Source organism: Vibrio iocasae (genome assembly GCF_042245395.1).
GTDB classification, from domain to species: domain Bacteria; phylum Pseudomonadota; class Gammaproteobacteria; order Enterobacterales; family Vibrionaceae; genus Vibrio; species Vibrio iocasae.
This window is the reverse complement of sequence record NZ_CP145311.1, coordinates 1521065-1541305: the sequence shown is the minus strand read 5'-3', so window position 1 is coordinate 1541305 and position 20241 is coordinate 1521065. Positions and strand designations below refer to the sequence as shown.

At 43.5% G+C, this 20241-nt stretch carries 16 protein-coding genes; 9 read left to right on the top strand and 7 right to left on the bottom strand.

All coding sequences use genetic code 11. From position 1 onward, the window contains the following. The first annotated feature begins 49 nt into the window (after nt 1-49). From SNR28_RS16840 to SNR28_RS16830, 3 genes are all read left to right on the top strand, one after another. Nucleotides 50-1681: a 4Fe-4S dicluster domain-containing protein gene (locus SNR28_RS16840; RefSeq protein ID WP_375753826.1), complete on the top strand. Its 1632-nt coding sequence runs from the start codon at nt 50-52 to the stop codon at nt 1679-1681. After that, a complete protein-coding gene (locus SNR28_RS16835; protein ID WP_375753825.1) occupies nt 1681-1998 on the top strand; it encodes a hypothetical protein in 318 nt (105 codons plus the stop codon). Before SNR28_RS16840 ends, SNR28_RS16835 begins: the two co-directional genes overlap by 1 nt. Nucleotides 1999-2100: 102 nt before the next feature. Beyond that, a complete protein-coding gene (locus SNR28_RS16830; protein ID WP_375753824.1) occupies nt 2101-2985 on the top strand; it encodes a helix-turn-helix transcriptional regulator in 885 nt (294 codons plus the stop codon). 73 nt (nt 2986-3058) lie between these two features. Here SNR28_RS16830 and SNR28_RS16825 read toward each other — a convergent pair whose 3' ends face one another. From SNR28_RS16825 to SNR28_RS16815, 3 genes are all read right to left on the bottom strand, one after another. Next, the gene (locus SNR28_RS16825) at nt 3059-3724 is read right to left on the bottom strand and encodes an SDR family NAD(P)-dependent oxidoreductase (protein WP_375753823.1); all 666 of its coding nucleotides are present in this window, start codon (nt 3722-3724) and stop codon (nt 3059-3061) included. Between the two features lie 115 nt (nt 3725-3839). Continuing rightward, nucleotides 3840-4397 (bottom strand): GNAT family N-acetyltransferase, encoded by a 558-nt coding sequence (locus SNR28_RS16820; protein ID WP_375753822.1) that lies wholly within the window; start codon nt 4395-4397, stop codon nt 3840-3842. 52 nt (nt 4398-4449) lie between these two features. Next, nucleotides 4450-4830 carry a VOC family protein gene (locus SNR28_RS16815; RefSeq protein WP_375753821.1) on the bottom strand — a complete coding sequence of 127 codons (381 nt, stop codon included), beginning with the start codon at nt 4828-4830 and terminating at the stop codon, nt 4450-4452. Nucleotides 4831-5003: 173 nt separating this feature from the next. On the opposite strand from SNR28_RS16815, the gene SNR28_RS16810 reads away from it, so the two are divergent. From SNR28_RS16810 to SNR28_RS16790, 5 genes are all read left to right on the top strand, one after another. Continuing rightward, a complete protein-coding gene (locus SNR28_RS16810; protein ID WP_375753820.1) occupies nt 5004-5831 on the top strand; it encodes a DUF2797 domain-containing protein in 828 nt (275 codons plus the stop codon). A gap of 128 nt (nt 5832-5959) precedes the next feature. Then, entirely contained in the window at nt 5960-6919 is a 960-nt protein-coding gene (gene trxB, locus SNR28_RS16805) for a thioredoxin-disulfide reductase (RefSeq protein ID WP_375753819.1), read from the top strand. A 207-nt stretch (nt 6920-7126) separates the two neighbouring features. Then, complete coding sequence (gene cydD / locus SNR28_RS16800; protein ID WP_375753818.1) at nt 7127-8914, top strand: cysteine/glutathione ABC transporter permease/ATP-binding protein CydD; 1788 nt, start codon at nt 7127-7129, stop codon at nt 8912-8914. Continuing rightward, a complete protein-coding gene (cydC, locus tag SNR28_RS16795) occupies nt 8907-10628 on the top strand; it encodes a cysteine/glutathione ABC transporter ATP-binding protein/permease CydC (protein ID WP_375753817.1) in 1722 nt (573 codons plus the stop codon). Before cydD ends, cydC begins: the two co-directional genes overlap by 8 nt. 214 nt (nt 10629-10842) lie before the next feature. After that, nucleotides 10843-12033 carry a C45 family autoproteolytic acyltransferase/hydolase gene (locus SNR28_RS16790; protein ID WP_375753816.1) on the top strand — a complete coding sequence of 397 codons (1191 nt, stop codon included), beginning with the start codon at nt 10843-10845 and terminating at the stop codon, nt 12031-12033. 113 nt (nt 12034-12146) lie between these two features. Here the strand turns inward: SNR28_RS16790 and SNR28_RS16785 are convergent, their stop codons facing one another. The 4 genes from SNR28_RS16785 to SNR28_RS16770 form a co-directional block, all read right to left on the bottom strand. Beyond that, entirely contained in the window at nt 12147-14177 is a 2031-nt protein-coding gene (locus tag SNR28_RS16785; protein WP_375753815.1) for a methyl-accepting chemotaxis protein, read from the bottom strand. Between the two features lie 159 nt (nt 14178-14336). Further along, nucleotides 14337-14876 carry a DUF1415 domain-containing protein gene (locus SNR28_RS16780; RefSeq protein ID WP_375753814.1) on the bottom strand — a complete coding sequence of 180 codons (540 nt, stop codon included), beginning with the start codon at nt 14874-14876 and terminating at the stop codon, nt 14337-14339. A 40-nt stretch (nt 14877-14916) separates the two neighbouring features. Further along, complete coding sequence (locus tag SNR28_RS16775) at nt 14917-16086, bottom strand: phosphoglycerate dehydrogenase (protein ID WP_375753813.1); 1170 nt, start codon at nt 16084-16086, stop codon at nt 14917-14919. A 45-nt stretch (nt 16087-16131) separates the two neighbouring features. Continuing rightward, the gene (locus tag SNR28_RS16770; RefSeq protein ID WP_375753812.1) at nt 16132-17247 is read right to left on the bottom strand and encodes a phosphoserine transaminase; all 1116 of its coding nucleotides are present in this window, start codon (nt 17245-17247) and stop codon (nt 16132-16134) included. Between the two features lie 465 nt (nt 17248-17712). Between SNR28_RS16770 and SNR28_RS16765 the strand changes: the two genes are divergently transcribed. After that, nucleotides 17713-20160, top strand: coding sequence for an EAL domain-containing protein (locus SNR28_RS16765; protein WP_375753811.1), 2448 nt, complete (start codon nt 17713-17715; stop codon nt 20158-20160). The last annotated feature ends 81 nt before the right edge of the window (nt 20161-20241 follow it).

Sequence of the window (20241 nt, the reverse complement as noted above, 5' to 3'; positions counted from 1 at the left end):
TCTATTAGAGAGTTTAAATATATGACTATTTACAATCCAAGGATGCAAAATGTCGAAGCAAGAAGAAAAAACTAAGAACCCTGGGCGGCGAGACTTCCTGAAAATGGGAGGTGCGGCCGCAGCAGTAGCTACAGTCGGTGTGGGGGCAAGTACTGGATTTGTCTTAGGTCGAGAACCGGATCAAAACGTTGGCTGGGGTAGAACAGCAGCTGGCAAAGACATGTTCTTTGACCGAGAACCTTTTCGCGTTGACTCTGCCCCAACAATTATGAAAATGGGAGAGACAGAAAGGCCAGAGCGTGAAGACTTTCTGTTCAAAAGATTGGGGATGATATTTCATGCTGTGCATGATGGCTGGAATCCATTAGAAGGATACCAAACTTGTCCAGATGAAAGAGTGGTTGCTTATTATGATAAATGGCCAGAGCGCTGGCCAGAGATGATGGAAGCACTACGACAGCAACAATTATCCAAAGAAGTACATCACGAGTATTCAGATAGATTCGCAATTATTCATGCTTATGATCATGCATGCAACGCTATGCTTTCTGGTGCCAATGGCGTTAGTGTAAATTGGCCACTGCCTCCGGAAGGAGATCCAGAGATCGCTGACTATAAATGCATCTATGACGATTTGTATGGCGGTAGTCCGGAAGTCATGCCTGCTTTAGCGAACGTTGCCACCAGAGATGAATCTACTGCATCTAGACCCGTAATAAAAAAACGAGATTTTAAATCTCCAGCTCATGCAAGCAAGCTGTTAAAAAAAGTCGCCCATCAGTTTGGAGCGAGCTTCGTCGGAATAACAAAAGTCGACCCAGACTTTGTGTTTAAAAATATTATGAGGGGAACAGAGAATGATGGTGCTGAGTGGGGGGATAAGATACCTGAACACTGGAAATCAGTAATTATTCTTGGTGTTCCTATGAGCTGGGATGCTATGTACGCAGCACCAGTCTATGGCACGTCGACGGAAGCTTATAGTCTTGTCCGGGCAACCGCAGGAAAGCTAGAAGTGTTTTTAAACAGACTTGGCTGGGCTGGACGCGCTATGGTGCCAGGCGGTGACTATGAGATGATGTTACCTCCACTTGCAGCAAAGGCCGGGCTCGGAGAGATATCTAGAAGTGGTTGTTTAATCACTCCTGAAGTGGGTACAAATATTAGATTAGCTTGTGTAGTAACAGATCTCGAATTTGAATATGACAAACCAATCGATATTGGTGTCAGACACTTTTGTCGCGATTGCAAGATATGTGCAACCACCTGCCCAAGTGGTTCTATAAGCACGTCAGACGAGCCAGATTCTGTTGTTCGTGGATATAAAAGGTACGATTTTAATCAGGATAGCTGCTTTAGGTTGTGGACATCATTACCTACTGATGGAAATGTCGGTTGTCGAGTGTGTATTTCTGTATGTCCTTATACTCGTAGAAATAACTGGATACATGCACTGGTTAAAGAAGCCGATCCTAGAGATCCAACAGGCGCAACTCGCAAGGCGTTATTAGCGATGCAACACAACTTTTTCTATTACCCTGACGCACAGTCTTATGCTGCACCACACAATGGTGGACGCCTTGCCAGTTATCACCAACCTCCTGAGTGGTTGCGTGCGGAAGAGTTTTTTGAAGGCGTAAACAAAGACTGGGAATACGACGGTAACTGGGAGGGCTTCTAATGTTTCCACAATCAACGGTACTTGATCCTTTATTTTGGATGATACTTGGTGCTTTGCAGGTGTATATATTCCGTTCGGCAAAAGCTTGGGCAGAAGACTATGAGTTGAGAATGAACTGGTGGAAGTGGACCCTTGTTATAGGCTGGTGGTTTTCCTTCATCTTAACCGTCGCAGGTGCATTTACTCTTTTAGGAGAAAATGAAGGAAATGCCGGTTGGTATTTCTTAGGGTTTGTGGGGATGATTATCGTTCTTCTCGGTGCAGTATTATTTAAAATTTTAATAGTACTAAACACTAAAAGCATAAAATCAGCTTAGACTCACCGATAAATAGTAATTAGAAAAGGGCATCGCCCTTTTCTACCTCATTACAAAAATGAAATATCGTTATAAATCAAGTCAACAACTTTTGGTTTTTTCATGAGAGTACAAGAAGCAATTCAAAGCTTTCCTTTCAATAGTGACTTTGATATTCAGGGTATCTTGGTCGAGACTGTCGCTGAGCTTGTTGCTAAAAAAGGTAAAGAGCTTTTAACACGCCCACATCGAGTAGAATTTTATGCTCTGTTACTCGTTGAAGAAGGTAGTGGGTTTCATTATGTTGACAGAAAAATGTACCCTTGCCGACCGGGTACATTGTTTGTTTTAAGCCCACACCAAGTTCACCATTTCGACTCAAACTTCCAATGGGAAGGTCATATTATTACGTTTAAAGAGTTTGGCGTTTTTCCTAAGGAAGACCTAAATGGTGTGTACAACGTAATGAAAGCAATGCGCGGAGTGGATGTCATAACAGATTCAATAGGCATGGTCGGGCAAGATTTTCAGCAATTGTATAAGGAACAAAAGACAACGTATGACGGTGTGTCTGAAAGGATACAAAGTAACCTTTTGCAAAATATCATGTTGAAAATATTCACTCGTGGACAAGGGAGTTACTTCAACTCAGGTAAAAATAAGGATATCGATGACTATCAAAAATTTAGCGACGCCGTAGAGAAGTATTTCAACACTCGACACAATGCAAGCGAGTACGTTACAGAGCTGGGAACGACCATTAAGAGATTAAATAATCTTTGCAAAAAAATGAAAGGTATCTCCGCTAAGCAGTTTATTGATTCCAGAATAGTCCTCGAAGCAAAAAGATTAATCGGATACACCCCTATGTCTATATCAGAAATTGCCGTTGTACTGGGTTTTCACGAGCCAAGTAACTTAGCCAAGTTCTTTAAAAGGCACACTGGAATAACACCAACTGAATATAGAAGCATGTCTAAAGCATTTTCAAATAAGAAGCACCTGTAATATCAAGCCTCGTTGAACTAGCTGTATTAATACAAATTGGTTCGCTCGAGGCTGTGGAATACTGTTATCTATATCAACTTCGATTCACAGTGATATCAGAAACATAACCATTGCCCAACGAACAAATGGCACCTTTCACCATGGTTGCTGCGTCTTGTGCGGACATAAAGCTGGAAGTATCCAACGATTTACCACTACTTGACCAAAAGTCTGTTGCCATACCACCCGGATAAACAGCGGTAACGCGCATTGACTTACCTTTTAGTTCGAGCCGAACTGATTCGATCAACCCCTTAACTGCCCACTTTACGGCACAGTAGGTCGACTCTTCCGCTTTAGGTAATTGAGCTGCCGTAGACATAACAACCACCAGATTCACTGGCTCATCCTTGTAGCGTTTTACCGCTTCTCTTACTACATAAATAGCGGAGTTGAGATTGTTCTGAATAAGCTTTTCTATTTCTGCGGGATCTTGCTGCTCAAGAGGACCGAAATAGCCACTACCAGCACAATGAATGATCATTTCAGGTGTTGTTTCTAAACCATCGAATAGCGATTCTACTTCTTGATAATCGGCTAAATCCGACACCTGATAGCCTGAACGCTCAGACAGCTCAGCAGATACGGCAGCTAACTTTTCTTCACTTCGGCCAGTAATGCAAACAGCATCTCCTTGATTATCGTATTGCTTTGCTAGTTCAGCGCCTAATCCACTGCTCGCTCCGGTGATCACTATCATCTACTTTTCACTTCTTACTTTGTTTAAATTGTTCCGCTGGCAACTTTGTAATAGACCACACCAAAAAGCGCAGCGAATACCACTATCGTTAAACCAACCTTTAACCAGATATATTTCATTGGAGCTCCCTTCCCTCTTGTAACACATTCCATTCGGGTTGCAATATGGCAAGAATTACCGTGTCCCACCAGCGCTGATTAAAATATCTGTGATCTCGAAACTGTGCTTCTTTGCGCATTCCCAGAGATTGACACAAACGAATCGCTGCACGGTTTTCACTGATAGTTTCAGCGTAAATCCGATGAATATTCAGTTCTTCAAAACCAAATTTCATCATGGCTCTGGAGGCTTCCTGAATCAATCCCGCTCCCTGATACGCTCGCGATAATCCACAACCAACCGATGCTTGTCGGTTATCTTCAAGGCGTAAACAAACCGTACCGATAAACTGGCCAGTCTCTTTTAACTCTATCGCTAGTTGATACGACGTACGGGGGCGTTGTTGGGCCTGTTCAATAAAGAGTTGTGTAAGCTCTTTGTATTTCTGCGGGTCGCAGTCTTGCTCATCATAAAAACGCTGATACTTGGCATCTTGGGAGATGGCAACAAAGGAGGATTCATCCTCGATTGTCATATCACGAATAATCAGGCGCTCAGTTTCAATACTAAACAATGCAACTCCTATCTAAATAATTGAGTTTGAAAGAGCACCTGAACCCAGAGCCCTAAAGCATAGAGTGTAAACCAATCATATTTCCTTCGGAATCAATAAGAAGAGAAATATAACCATAAGGTCCAATAGAAAACTTGGACTGTTGGACTTTACCACCTGCAGCTTCAACGCGAGCTTCTTCAACCGCACAATCTTCACACGAAAAGTAAACCATGGTGCTGTTTCCGCCAGCTTTAATGTTTTCCATCTTTACAATTGCACCAGATGCCCCATATTGCTCCATGTTTGATGGAAACCCCAACATCTCTAATTCAGAACCTTTGGGACTCTCGATGGGCTCAAGCGTGACTGCAAATACTGATTCATAAAAACTTTTAGCTCGTGGAAGGTCATCAACATATATTTCGAACCAACTAACCGGATTTCCTTGCATAATTGTCTCCTGATTATTTCGGTGAATAGCACTTCTTAAAAGTAGCTTACAATGTCACCAGAACAAGTTTCTCAATGAGACGCAAATGAAATGGTTCATTCAAGCGAGGTATTTCGTTGCACTTTTAGTTACAATGTCTCACTTAAAATAAAACAAATAAATCGAGCAAAGTTATGTCATTTCAAATTACCGGAACGCTCAGAAAGCTTAAGTCTTCTCTGAATAATGGCGTTGAATACTCTCTTCCTGTCGGGGATCAATTAATTCCTCTAAACCCACTTATCGGCAAACCAATTACGCTTAAACATACTGGCAATATCTACTGCTGCTCGTGCGGCAAGAAAACGAAAAAAAGTTACTCTCAAGGCCATTGCTTTGTCTGTATGAAAAAGCTGGCCAGTTGCGATATGTGCATTATGAAGCCAGAGACTTGCCACTACGATGCGGGTACCTGCCGTGAGCCGCAATGGGGTGAAGACAACTGCATGGTGGACCATTTCGTCTACCTGTCTAACACTTCTAGCCTGAAAGTCGGTATTACGCGCCACACCCAAATCCCAACACGTTGGATCGATCAGGGTGCGACGCAAGGGCTACCTATATTTAAGGTGAAAACCCGCTATATCTCTGGCCTTATTGAAGTTGAACTGGCCAAGCATATAGCCGACAAAACCAATTGGCGAACCCTACTTAAAGGCGATGGTGACCCCATGCCACTAGAAGAGAGAGCGAAAGAGCTTATCCCACTTGTTATGCCTGTCGTCGAAGAGATAAAAGCCAAATTTGGTGATGACGCTGTTGAGCTGCTGGATGATTCGATAACCGATATTGCTTATCCGGTCACCGAGCATCCTACTAAAATCGTTTCACACAACTTTGACAAAGAGCCAGTGGTAACAGGTACGCTCAATGGAATTAAGGGCCAGTATCTTATTCTGGACACAGGTGTCATCAATATCCGAAAATTCACTTCTTACGAAGTCGAAGTCATGGATACGTGAGTGAAACGCTTAAGTAACGAATGGTGATTAATTATAACCAGATATTGTTACCGTACCCTTTGTATTGCATTAGTAAATCCCCATATAATCTGCAAAGTTAAAAAATATATTAATTTGGAGTCAGCTCGATGAGTGAAGTAAAACACGCTAGCCTATTAATTCTGGGTTCTGGTCCTGCGGGATACACTGCAGCAGTATACGCTGCGCGCGCAAACTTAAACCCGGTACTCATTACCGGAATCCAGCAAGGCGGTCAGCTGACTGAAACTACCGAAGTTGAAAACTGGCCAGGTGATGCAGAAGGCCTGACCGGACCGGGTTTGATGGAGCGCATGAAAGAGCACGCTGAACGTTTTGAAACGGAAATCGTGTTTGATCATATCAATGAAGTGGATCTTCAAAACCGTCCGTTCCGCCTAAAAGGTGACAGTGGCGAGTACACGTGTGACGCTTTGATTATCTCTACTGGTGCATCGGCTAAGTATCTTGGTCTGGAGTCTGAAGAAGCATTTAAAGGCCGTGGTGTTTCTGCTTGTGCTACCTGTGACGGATTCTTCTACCGCAATCAGAAAGTTGCTGTCATCGGTGGCGGTAACACTGCAGTAGAAGAAGCTCTGTACCTTTCTAACATTGCCTCTGAAGTTCACCTGATTCACCGCAGAGAAGGTTTCCGTGCGGAAAAAATCCTGATGAAGCGCCTGATGGATAAGGTGGAAAATGGCAACGTAGTCCTGCATACCGACCGCGTACTGGATGAAGTGCTTGGTGATGATATGGGTGTAACAGGTGTTCGTATTAAAGACACCAAATCAGAAGCAACGGAAAACCTTGATGTTATGGGTCTTTTTGTCGCAATTGGTCACCAACCAAATACCGCGATCTTTAAAGGACAGCTAGAGATGAACGATGACTACATCATTGTGAACTCTGGCCTGAATGGTAATGCGACCCAAGCTAGCATTGAAGGCGTATTTGCTGCAGGTGATGTTATGGATAGTAACTATCGTCAGGCAATTACGTCTGCAGGTACTGGCTGTATGGCGGCTCTGGATGCAGAACGTTATCTGGACGCACTGGCTGAAAAATAATCGTCAGAAGTAATACTTAAGAGGTAGTATTCGGAAGTAATTTTAGAAAGCTAACTGGTTGATCAGAAAAATAAAGCTGGTCAGAGAACATTCAGTGTTGCCCTACTTCAAAACCCTACAAACCAGTGGTATTCCCACTGGTTTTCTTTTTGTATACTCCCCTGTTCGTAATGCAAATTATAACTTTTATAAAAGCCTTCTATACAAATGGATAAATCTAAACAGCGCGAATTAAATAAGTGGCTGAAGCAACAAAGTAAACTGGCAAAGCGCTGGTTGTTGATCAGCATTACTTTAGGAGTTGTTTCAAGCTTGTTTTTGCTGGTTCAGGCCGCTCTTCTTGCTTCAATTCTTCACCAACTCATTATCGAAAATGTCGACAAGTCCGAACTTGTCATGCACTTTGTAGGACTTGCTCTATCTGTGGTAGGCCGAGCTGCCTGTACCTGGGGACGCGAGATTGCAGGATTCCGTTGCGGTGAGCAAATCAGAATCTACATTCGCCAGCTCATTCTGGATAAGCTAAAAGCACTTGGCCCTGCTTATATCAAAGGAAAGCCAGCTGGCACCTGGGCAACTTTGTTGCTTGAACAGGTCGAAGATATGCAGGACTTCTTTGCCCGATACCTGCCTCAGATGTCTCTGTCAGTGCTTGTTCCGTTCATTATTTTGGTTGTCGTCTTCCCAATAAACTGGGCAGCCGGGCTCATCTTCCTTATTACGGCACCACTGGTTCCGATGTTCATGGCATTTGTTGGCGTGCGTGCAGCAGAAGCTAACCGCAAGAACTTTAAAGCGCTTCAACGCTTATCCGGCCATTTTTATGACCGCTTACAGTCAATGACAACCATCAGGCTGTTTAACCGTACAGCCAAAGAAGAAGAGACACTTCACGGTGCATCTGAAGTATTTCGTACCAGAACCATGGATGTTTTGCGCGTCGCATTCCTTTCATCTGCGGTGCTTGAATTCTTTACCTCTATTTCTATCGCGATTACCGCTGTTTACTTCGGTTTCAGCTACATAGGCGAACTGAACTTTGGGCACTATGGTGTGGGCATAACCCTGTTCTCAGGTCTGTTTATCTTGATTCTGGCACCAGAGTTTTATCAACCATTACGTGATTTGGGCACCTTCTATCATGCGAAAGCTCAAGCGGTAGGTGCTGCAGAAAGCATTGTCGAGTTTTTGAATATTGACGTTGAGAAAATGTCTGAAGGTTCAGAGCCGATTCCAAACCTGGAAAGCCTTCGTATCGAAGCCAACGACCTGATGGTAAACAGCCCGGATGGCAAGCCATTACTTGGTCCTGTCACCTTCACTATGAACTCAGGTGAGACTACTGCTTTGGTCGGCCCGAGTGGTGCAGGTAAAACAACACTGATCAACGCTATTTTAGGTTTCCTACCGTATCAAGGCAGCCTGAAAATCAACGGTATTGAAGTGAATCAATGCGACCTTTCTCTATGGCGTGAGCAAATTAGCTGGGTTGGACAAAACCCTCTTCTACTACACGGTACTATCAGAGAAAACGTCACACTGGGTAATCAGAACGTTTCCGACGAACAGATCCAGCAGGCATTGGATGACTCATTTGCCAGTGAGTTCGTTAATCGTCATGGTCTCGACTATCAAATCAGTGATCGTTCCGGGGGACTTTCGGTCGGACAGGCTCAGCGTCTTGCCCTCGCCCGCTCAATGCTTCAGAAAGGCAACTTCTGGTTACTTGATGAGCCAACAGCAAGTCTGGATGCAAATAGTGAAAAGCTTGTCATGCAAGGTATAGAAAGAAAAGTAGAAGGTAAAACGACCCTGATGGTGACTCACCAACTTAACCAGTTGAAAGGTGTAGAACAGATTTTAGTTATGCAATCCGGTGAGATTACCGAATCTGGATCTTATGAAGAGCTAGCAAAAGCCGAAGGGCTATTCAACACAATGCTTAGCGCCAGAAACCAGCAACTAGCAGAAAATAAAGGAGATCTCGATGCGTGAATTACTCCCTTATCTGAAACTGTATAAGAAACATTGGTTCGGCTTATCTCTGGGCATGTTGCTGGCGTTCGCAACACTCTTTGCTTCAATTGGCCTTCTTACCCTCTCCGGTTGGTTTATATCAGCCGCAGCGGTTGCGGGTTTAACGATAGCTCGTGAAACCTTTAACTATATGTTGCCTGGCGGTGGCGTACGTGGATTAGCTATTGGACGCACTGCAGGCCGATGGGGCGAGCGCGTTGTCAGCCACAATGAAACATTTAAACTACTGACCGATTTAAGAATCTTTTTCTTTAAGAAACTTGCACCCCTTATTCCAGGCCGTATCTCTGGTATCCGTGATGGAGACCTGCTAAACCGACTGGTTGCCGATGTAGATGCAATGGATCATGTTTACCTTCGACTGGTAAACCCGATTGTTGTTGGCACACTAGGTATCGTTGCGTTAACTGCATTCTTAAGTTGGTTTGATTTATCGCTTGGTCTAATACTTGGTGGCGTACTTGCGGTTCTTCTTTTCGTTTGGCCTGTTGTTTTTTACAAGCTTGGCAAAAGAAACGGTAGCGAACTGACGCTAAACAAATCTGAACTTCGTGTTAACTCACTGGACTGGCTTCAGGGACATAGCGAATTGGTGCTATTCGGCGCAGAAGAGCGTTACCGCAACGCTATTTTGGATGCGCAGAAGAAACTGCTCACAAACCAGTTTGTTAATGCAAATCTGACTGGAATGGCAAGTGCTCTGTTAATGTTGGCTAATGGTTGGATTCTGACTTTAATTCTCTGGCTTGCGGCAGATGGTATTGGGGGCAATCAGCCTGATCCATTAATCGCGATGTTTGCGTTTGCGACAATGGCAAGTTTCGAGCTCTTGATGCCAATCGCTGGGGCATTCCAGCACTTGGGTCAAACCCTGACGTCTGCTCGCAGACTAAATGAGATTATTGAAGCAAAACCAGATGTAGAGTTCCCAGAAACAGGTGAGCTCAATCAGGGCAGTCTGGATATAGAGTTTAACAATATCGAATTTAGCTACCCGGATGCGGACTCAAGAGTCATCAATGGTGTAAACCTCAAGATAGCAGCAAACTCTAAGCTCGCTATTTTAGGTCAGACGGGGTCTGGTAAATCCACCCTACTTCAACTACTTTGCCGTTACTGGGATGTACAACAAGGTGAAATCACGATAGCCGGTAGCAAGTTAACTGAGTTGAGTGAGTCTTCTCTTAGAAACAGCATCTCGGTGGTAAGTCAGCGAGTTGATATCCTTAACGGCTCTTTACGCGACAACCTGCTAATGGCGAAGCCTGATGCAGATAACTCAGAGTTAAACGCAGTACTAACAAAAGTTGGGCTGGAAAAATTACTTGAAGATACAGGGCTTGATACCTGGCTTGGAGATGGTGGACGCCAACTTTCTGGTGGAGAAAAACGTCGTATAGGTATTGCGCGTGCAATTTTACACAATGCACCTATTCTACTGCTTGATGAACCAACAGAAGGACTGGATAAAAAAACAGAAAGCCAAATCATGGTACTGTTTGAAGAACATTTCGAAAATAAAACTGTTCTGTTTATCACCCACCGCCTGGTCAATCTGGAGAAAATGGACGACATCTGTTTGATTGAAAATGGAAAAATCATCGAACATGGCAACCATTACGATTTACTTGCAGATAAAGGCCGATACTTCCAGCTAAGCCAAACTCTGTAAGCCGTAACAGCGCAATATATCTAAATGGCCACCTCTGACGGTGGCTATTTTTTTGCTACTTTCTTCCGTTCATCACCTATCAAGCATGCATAAAACGCACGCTCAGCAATTATGTTCATACTCAAACGTGACTTATATTCTCTCGCAGAACTTAAAGAATTCACTTGATAACTTATGTTCTGCCCGACGACAAAACATAATTGAGGAACAAAGAATGAAACTTAAAGCACTTTCTATTGCAGTATTACTAAGCAGCGCGTTTGCTGCTAACGCAGAACTGATCCAGCACACAGACCAGATCGGTGAAGTTCAATTCACCGGTTCAACTTATGAACTTGGTAAGCATGTAGGCGAAGTTGCTGGTGATCAGGTTGAAGATGCAATCAAGCGTTTCAGCGATACACTAGGAGTAATGCTTCCAGGTCTAAGTGCAGAGTCGTTATCTAAATCTTTCGACAATCAGGAAGTATTCGCAAAGCTACAGAAAGCAAGCCCTGAATCAGCATCTTACATCCGTGGGTTGGCTGACGAACTAAACATGAACCCTAACCTGCTCCTTGCGGTCGCTATGTCTGATGAAGCTATTCTTGAGTCTCAGCGCAATGGTGGCATGGGTTTCCTTCAGGCAGAAAAACCAGCACACGATGCTTCTGCACCTGCAAAATGTACTTCAATGGCAGTAGCAGCCTCAGGTAGCAAAGCGTGGGCGGCTTCCAACTTCGATTACATGGGTGTTAACTACGAAGGTTTGCTGATGCTTAAGCACACAGACACTGACGGCAAGACTCGTCTAATTCAGACTTGGGCAGGCCTAATTCCTTACGGTGGCGTAACGAAAGGTGCTCAGGTTATGACTATGAACACCATGGCAGATCAGGGAACGTTGCGTGAAAAAGACGGAGGTGAAATCTTAAGCGATACAGCAACACCTTCATTTTACCTGAGCTGGGATGTGTATAACGAAGATAGCTATGAAGGCATCAAGTCCGTGTTCGATAAGTACCTTGAGTACACAGCATTTTTCACATATACAGTCGCCTCTGCAAACAAACCAGCGATGAACATTGAAAACACATACGGTGGCAAAGTTAACTATAGTGAGGGCGAATACAAGGCGCATGCAAACCACTCTATCTACGGTGAGCCTGCAGACTTCGTTGATGAGGCGTTTGCCGCACACTCCCTTGCTCGTCAGGAAGCAGTGAATCATTTCATGAAGAACGCAAGTATAGATACCTCTGAAGAGGAAGTACGCGGACTGCTTCAAAGCAAGCCACTCTGGAAAGGCCGAGGTGAAATGATGGGAACGGTTACAAACACTTACTACAAAATCGACGGAAAAAAAGTTGACGTTTATTTTCAGACAGATAATGACCATGCGCCTGTTCACATGAGCAACTACTAATTTGATACGAGGTTTAACTTTTTCTTATCGATACCAGAGACAATACGTTTGTCTCTGGCTTTTTCAAGCAAGCAAAAAACAAAATTCATTGAGTCCTGAATATACTGCACCAATCAGAACTTATAGTTGTGCATCATTGCCTGTTGTTCACCCGCAATATCTGCCACATTTTCTGAGCTATTGAGCATCGCATCAAGCTGTTGCTTGGTTTGTGAACCTTGGCGGTTAATATGAGCAATGCTCTCTTGTACGTTCGCAGTCGCCCTCTCCTGCTCTTCCGTCGCTACAGATACCTGTTCAACCCTAAGACGGATATTGTTCACTGCTTGCTCTATGTCCTTAAATGATGTCATCACCTGCTGATTTGAACTCATCGCACTGCCCATTTCATGACGGCTTTCTTCTACGGAGGCTTTTGAGTTCTGAGCAGCATTGACCAGCTCTACCATCATTTCACGAATCTTATCCGTCTGGTCACTGGTTCCGCTTGCGAGTTTACGAACCTCGTCAGCAACAACAGCAAATCCACGTCCTTGCTCTCCGGCACGAGCCGCTTCAATAGCCGCATTAAGGGCTAGCAAGTTGGTACTGTCCGCGATACCGCTGATGACATCGACCATTTCACTAATACTCGACACCTTCTGGCTTAGCTCATTCATTACATCTTCGTTCACAGTCAGTGTGCGATCCAACGACTCTAGATGAAGTGTGTTTTGTTTCAGGACCTGAGTTCCCTTTGCTGCGAACTCTGTTGCGGATTGGGATTCTGAGTAAGACTCTGAGCTAACTACCGATATTTCATTGATAGACGACTGAAGCTGCTCGATAGCGGTTACCATTTCAGACAAAGAGTCATTCTGCTCAAGAAGCAGTTTGTCGGTTTGCTCAGCTGCAGTATGACTGTTCCCTGCCGTTGCATATAACGTCTCGCAGTTTTCCGTTACGGTTTTTAATGACAGGCTGGTCGCACCAATCACCTTGTTCAACTTGTTTCCAATAACTTGTAACTCTTCCGGACCTGCCACATCAACCTGACCAGAAAAGTCATGCTCTGTCAGGCAACTCAGCTGCCCTGTGATACTTTTTAACCCTTGATTTATCCAGCGACGCAAAACAAAACCAGAGATAAGAACAAAAACGGCTAAAAAAAGGCAACTTGCTATTACCGTCACAATAATGGCGTCTACTGACTTATAAACAGTAGCCCGACTCTTTGATATCAGTGTTTCCGCTTTTTCAGAGATGGCATTTAACGTTGATATTGTTAGATTCGCTGCATCGGTTGCCTGTTGCAATAAAGCTTCCTGTTCCTGAATAAGTTCTAGTCGAGAAAGGATCAACTTTAATACTCCAGCTTCCTTAAAACCTTCTTTAACCATTTCATAAGGTGCGGTTAGGCTGGCAAACTCGTTCACGTCTGGGTGCCACTCAGAAAAATCACCAAAGGCAAGCTCTATCCCCGCTTTGCGGTTTTTCATTTCACGATAAAGCACTTTTGCCTTATCCAGATCATTCTGCATCAAAAGAAGGAGAAATGTACTTTCCAGCTCGCTGGATTGGTTGATAAATCGGTTAGCAGCATCTGATGCTTCAGGGTTGTCTTGAACAAGAAAAGAGGCAATACGGCTCATTTCTGGTCCGATAGAGCTCAATCCATAACGAAAACCCGGCACCATCTCATCCATCTGATTATTGAGTTCTATCGATTTGTACTGAGTCTGAATAACCTGCTGAGAATATGCTTCCAACTGAGAAATACTTTGATTTAAGCGTTCTTGTTCTTCAACAGGAATCGCCTTATCAAAGTCGTTAGCAACACGGAACAACTCTTTTATTATGACTGACGATTCATCGGTCAGGACCTGTATGACAGACTCTGTGTGCTCTAGCGCTTCAATCGATTTGGATTGCAATCCCTGGTTGAGAACTTTGATCTGTTGCAGTGCATTCTGAGTTAACTTTGCATTGTCCATAGCAATCGGGAGTGCACTTTCAGACAGGGCTTTGAACTCATCGCCAATGCTATCAACCCCTCTTTTACTAACGATTGCAAGACCAATTACAGAAAGAATGATCGCAATAAAAATGGCCACCAGTACGTGCATCAAAGAGAACGAAAAACGGGGGGGATTATCAGTAGACATGACAATATCTGTAGCAGCTCAATTAGGAAGATCAGATATGATGTTAGTTAAGGGTCATGACATATTTATTGCACTTTTTATGCGGGAAAGTTTCAGTAATAGGCTAACAAGCTTATTTCATTATTAGCTCACGACAACAAGCTACTTGTGAAAAAAGAACTACAACAGATATGGAAACAGTTTCGCTTTCTCTCTATCCGTCAATGCTTCAACTCTTGAGATATTGTTGTCTGGGATAGACTCAGGGTTTGGATAATGCTTCAAAACCCTCTCCATTGATTCTTCTCTGATTAAATGAATGGTTGGGTAAGGAGAGCGATTTGTTAAGTTTTCCGCATCATCAGGTTCAGCCCCCCCAAAGCAGTAGTCCGGGTGAAAACTCGCAATCTGATAGATCCCTTCATATTCCTCTTGCTTGAGCAGTGCGTCCACCCAGTCCAAGAAAAAGTTATAATCCATGAAATCTTGTAGCATATCGGTCATAACAACCAGGGTCGTTTCCAGAACTTCAGGCTCTGTTCGATCCAGCTCTCTAAGCTCAAGTAATATAAACTCTAACAGTTCTTCTTCTGTTGTTGCCGGAGTCACAGCTATTTTTATCTGGTTGTTCTTATTCGGTTTATGAGCAAATGGGCACAAATTAAGGCCTATCACCACATCTTCCAGCCATTGTTTCGTCTCTTGTTCTGCTTTGGACATATTGATAGACCTTATTACTTCATTTAGTTGTTAGGGAGAGTTAAAAAGCCCTCACATTGAAGACATGTTCAACCTCCGCAATTTGAGCCAGAACCTCACTGGTTGGCTCGGTTTCGATATCCATTATCGTATACGCGATATCATCACGGCTTCGGTTAAGCATGTCGATAACATTAATCTCTAAATCAGAGAGAACCGAAAGAACCTGACTCAAGACTTTAGGCACGTTATCATTGGCAAATGCGATCCGATGGCCTTGTGTTCTTTCTAAACTGATGCTTGGAAAGTTCACAGAATTGCGAATGTTGCCATTTTCAAGAAAGTCCATCAACTGATCTGCAGCCATCAGAGCACAGTTCTGCTCCGCCTCTTTGGTGCTGGCACCAAGATGCGGCAACAAGACAATCTTTGGATGCTCTAACAAATCAGGAGACGGAAAATCGCAGACATACTGCGCTATTCGCCCACTTTCTAATGAATCCAATAAAGCCGACTGGTTGACGACACTGCCCCGTGCGAAATCGAGTAAAACAGCGTCTTCTTTCAGGTAAGAGAGGTTTTCACTGTTCAGCAGGTCTTTCGTATGCTCATTCGCAGGAACATGCAAACTAACAAAGTCACAGCGAGCAAGCAGCCATTGAATGTTCTCGGCGCGTTTTATCTGGGATGAAAGTTGCCATGCGGCGTCAACACTCAATACTGGATCATAGCCGATCACCTTCATTCCCAATGCAAGGGCTGAGTGCGCAACACTTGCACCAATCGCACCCAAGCCAACCACACCAAGCGTTTTCCCTGCCAGTTCAGATCCGACAAATCTTTTCTTCTCTTTTTCGACAAGTTTTGAGAACTCCGGGTTATCTTTTTCGCTTGCAAGTTGTTTGGCAAATCCTACACCATCCAATATCTTTCTGGACGACAAAAGCATGCCAGTCAGCACCAGCTCTTTAACTGCGTTGGCATTTGCTCCCGGTGTGTTAAATACAACGATTCCTTTATGCGTACAGTCACTGACGGGAATATTGTTCACGCCCGCTCCACAGCGAGCTATCGCCTTAACCTGATCCGGAAATTCCGTCTGGTGTAAGTTTTGGCTACGCAGCATTATGGCATCTGGCTCACTCACTTCGCTGGCGACTTCATAGTTGTCACGCGGAAAACGGTCTAGCCCATGGGTACTTATACTGTTGTACGTTCTTATCTTCTTCATCGGTGGTGCTCCTGAATTTGAGATCTCACTGCATCGTGGTGGCAACTACTTACATATTTGCTGATAGCCCCAACTTAACCATGGCATTAGCGCTTCTAAATCACTCGCTTCTACTGTCGCACCGCACCAAATCCTCAATCCTGCAGGTGCATCACGATAGGCTCCGATGTCATAAGCAACCGCCTCACTGTCCAGCAACTTAACCAACTCTTTCACTTGCTCAGGCGTGGCATCTAAAGATAAACAAACGCTAGTATTAGAACGGATCGCCTGCGTTTCTGCGAGGAAGTTAATCCAGTCATTCTCCTCAACAAACTGTTCAACTACCGATAGATTGTTTCTTGATTTGCTAACACACCCATCAAGCCCGCCGATCGACTCTACCCAACCCAAAGCATCCAAATAGTCAGCAACGCAAAGCATTGATGGCGTATTGATAGTCGCACCGCTAAAAATTCCTTCAATTAACTTATTGCCTTTAGTCAGTCTGAAAATCTTAGGCATCGGCCAAGGCGGTGTGTAGTTTTCCAGACGTTCAACCGCTCTTGGGCTCAGCACAATAACACCGTGCCCACCTTCTCCACCCAAAACCTTCTGCCAGCTATAAGTGGTTACATCCAGCTTCTCCCACGGCATAGGCATAGCGAATACCGCAGACGTTGCATCACAAATCGTAAGCCCTTCACGGCCGCTTGCTATCCATTCTCCATCCGGAACACACACACCTGAAGTGGTTCCATTCCAGGTAAACACAGTATCGTTGTTCGGGTTCGCCTGAGTAAGATCAGGCAGAAAACCATAATCAGCACCATAGTGGTTCACATTGTCCAACTTTAACTGTTTAGTAATGTCACCTAGCCAACCCTCTCCGAATGACTCCCAGGTGAACACATCCACTGGTCGCGCTCCGAGCATTGACCACAACACCATTTCCATCGCACCAGTATCAGAGGCTGGTACAATTCCGACACGGTAATCGTCTGGTATGTTCAGCACTTCTTTTGTTTTCTCTATTGCTTCCTTTAATGCGGATTTACCGATGCTGCTTCGATGAGAGCGCCCCAATGTCGATAAGTCTAACTTGCTAACATCGTATCCTGGGCGTTTGGCACAAGGGCCTGAAGAAAAGTTCGGATTAGCTGGTGTGATTTGAGGTTTCATATTACTCCCTGGCTCGGTGGCCTATTACAAAATAACTTCGAATCAAGGAGTTAGTATAAAAATTATGCAACTATAGAACGTTGATCTTTGTACGATTTTTGTACACGAAAACCCATTTAGGGTATTCCTGTATAAATAGAATGAAAGCCAGTTTTAACATCTGCTGTAGATGTACATTCCAGAGTGAACCATGGAGTTAAGCCGAATAAATGGGCAAACCTGTTTTGAACTTCGGGTAACCTGACAATAGCCTCACGTTTATTGATAAAAGGACAAGTAAACAGAGTTATACTCTAATATCACGCAGACTTATGTCTCAACAACAAAACTTTAAACTACCCAACAACTAAACTTTTGCTCTAGATCAATATCACCCAAAAGGATTAAGGTTAACATTTTTGCTACAAATTAATAAAAACATTAACACGCGTTGGCTGTAATTCTGACTAACAAGAGGGACGAATTATGGTTGCTACAATGAAATTGGTTCAGAATGACATGTATTCCGAACTTACGGAAAAACGAGAAACCGCGTTCAACTGGTATACGACCTCAAACGAATTTACCATTGATAGCGAGTTTTTACATGAAAAGCTTCAGGTTACAAATCAGATAGATTCATTAGAATCGTTTGTCGACATCTTTTCTGTCGAGTACAAACCGAAAATCCTATTGTTGCTTAAGAATACTGCATCTGGCTCCAATCCAGATCCAATAAAAGTAAGCGTCACAGGATATAAAGGCAACACAACCATGTGCCTCGTATCTGCACGAAAAATCACAGAAAGTTTCGTGGCTGGTGCTCTTATCCCTCTCTTTGCTTCTCCCGCTCCCGAAGATCTTGGAGATTTTTTCAACCAGATTTTCGAGAATAATCACCACGGTATGATCATTACAGATGAAGACACGAGAATCGTGGCATGTAACTCATGCTTTGAAGCTTCATCCGGTTACCAGATGAGTGAACTCGTCGGTAAAAAAACCTCCATTTTTAATGCACAGAAGCATGGCGATAATTACTTTCGGGAAATGTGGCAAAAGGTTAACCGACAAGGCTACTGGAGTGGTTTGATTTTAAGTAAGAGAAAATCTGGCGCTATTGCTCCACAAGAGTTACTCATTCAAAAAATCACCTCTAAACAGGGCCTAGTCTACTTTCTTGGAACAACACTTGATCTTTCTGACAAGCTATATCGAGTTGCTGGCATGGAACACGGTGGGATCGAACTTCTTACACAACTACCGGGTGAAGATGATTTTTATCTTAAAGTTAAAGAATCGCTCAATACACGTAAAGAAAGTCAAGGAATGCTAGTACTCTCGTTTGTACCAAGTTTTAACGATGAATCCGAGTTTGACCAGAAGAAACAGTTAGCGAGTGCCCTTGCGTATCACGAAGATAACTTCTGCGCTGGCTTTCTTAAAAAAACCGTTTTTACCATGGAAATTACATACGAGAGAACTGAGACAAAACCGCACTCCTTATCAATTTTTGAGGCAATCAAAGAAAGATTTAACAAGGTTAAGGCACGAGTAGACGCGGACGTGTATAGAAAAATATCTGAATGCACAATCGGTGTGTCTGTTTTAGGGTTAGATGCAAATAACGCTCAGCGTTTAGTCTCTCATTCACTACAAGCCATGTACGAAAAGCACACATCTAACAATAGTAATATCTGCTTTTTCAATCGTACCTTACATAACAAAATTAAACACAGAGAATCTCTGGAAGAAGTTGTTCGTGAATCAATAGCCAGCAAGAAAATGGAGGTCTATTTTCAGCCAATCATATGTGCCAGAGAGTGGAAGGTTAAGAAGCTCGAAGCTTTATGTCGGTTCCGGGACAATGATGGAGAGATATTAAATACGCAGGAAATCGTCCGTATAGCTGAAGATTTGGGGCTAATTACCCAGCTTGATCTTGCCATTGCAGATAAAGCTATTAGCTACCGTCCACTTCTGATACAGAAGTACGGGAAAGCGGTCGAGCTAACGATAAACGTTTCTTTGAACTCTCAAAAATCTAAGAAAGAAGTGTTCAGTGATGTCTTTTCTTTGTTGAGACAACATGCTGAACATCTTCCTTACATCACAGTAGAGCTCACCGAATCGGCTTACTTTGATAGCAAACACAAAGACAGCGACATTCTGTTCAAGCTAAGAAATAAAGGCGTCAAAATCGCGATAGATGACTTTGGTACGGGCTACTCGTCTTTCTCATACCTAAAGGATGGCGCTTTCGATTTGCTCAAAGTTGACCGAGATTTTGTCAAAGAAATAAGCTTTGGATCTCATAACTATTACATCGTTAAAATGATCACACACCTTGCACATACGTTAGGCGTCAAAGTTGTGGCTGAAGGGGTAGAAACCATTCAGGAGCTCACTATTCTGCACGATCTTAAAGTTGACTTTATGCAGGGATTCTATTTCGAAAAACCAACACAGGTCGAGAACCTCCCCACCAACATAGAGATTAGAAATAAGCTTAATGAGCTACAAGATCTTACTGATGAACCAATAGAGCTTGTCGAATGTCCACCTATGTTGTCTCCACATAGTACTTTAAACGACGTGAAAGCCTTGTTTGACAGTTGCTCAGTAAACGCCTTGCCTGTAATAGTCGAAAAAACATGTGTCGGTATTGTAACCAGAGAGTGCTTTAACTTACACGCAACACCTTCACTTGGTACAGATCGTGAAACCATGCAAGACTATCGTTCTCTTAGCCGCTCGGTAAACGGAATGATGAGCACGATGATAACGCAAGTGCACGAAACAATTAATGATGGGGAAATTCACGAGAAAATCCGGAACTCAAATCCATTCCCATGGGTAGTTATCTCGGATGATGGTGAGTATCGAGGTTTGATAGACAGTTCAAACATCATTCGATACTTAAATGAAAAATAAAAAACAAATGAGAAAATAGGCCCCCGCTTCTTTCTCTTGATTAGTTAGCTTGCCATGCCTTGGCATGGCAAACTTTTGAGC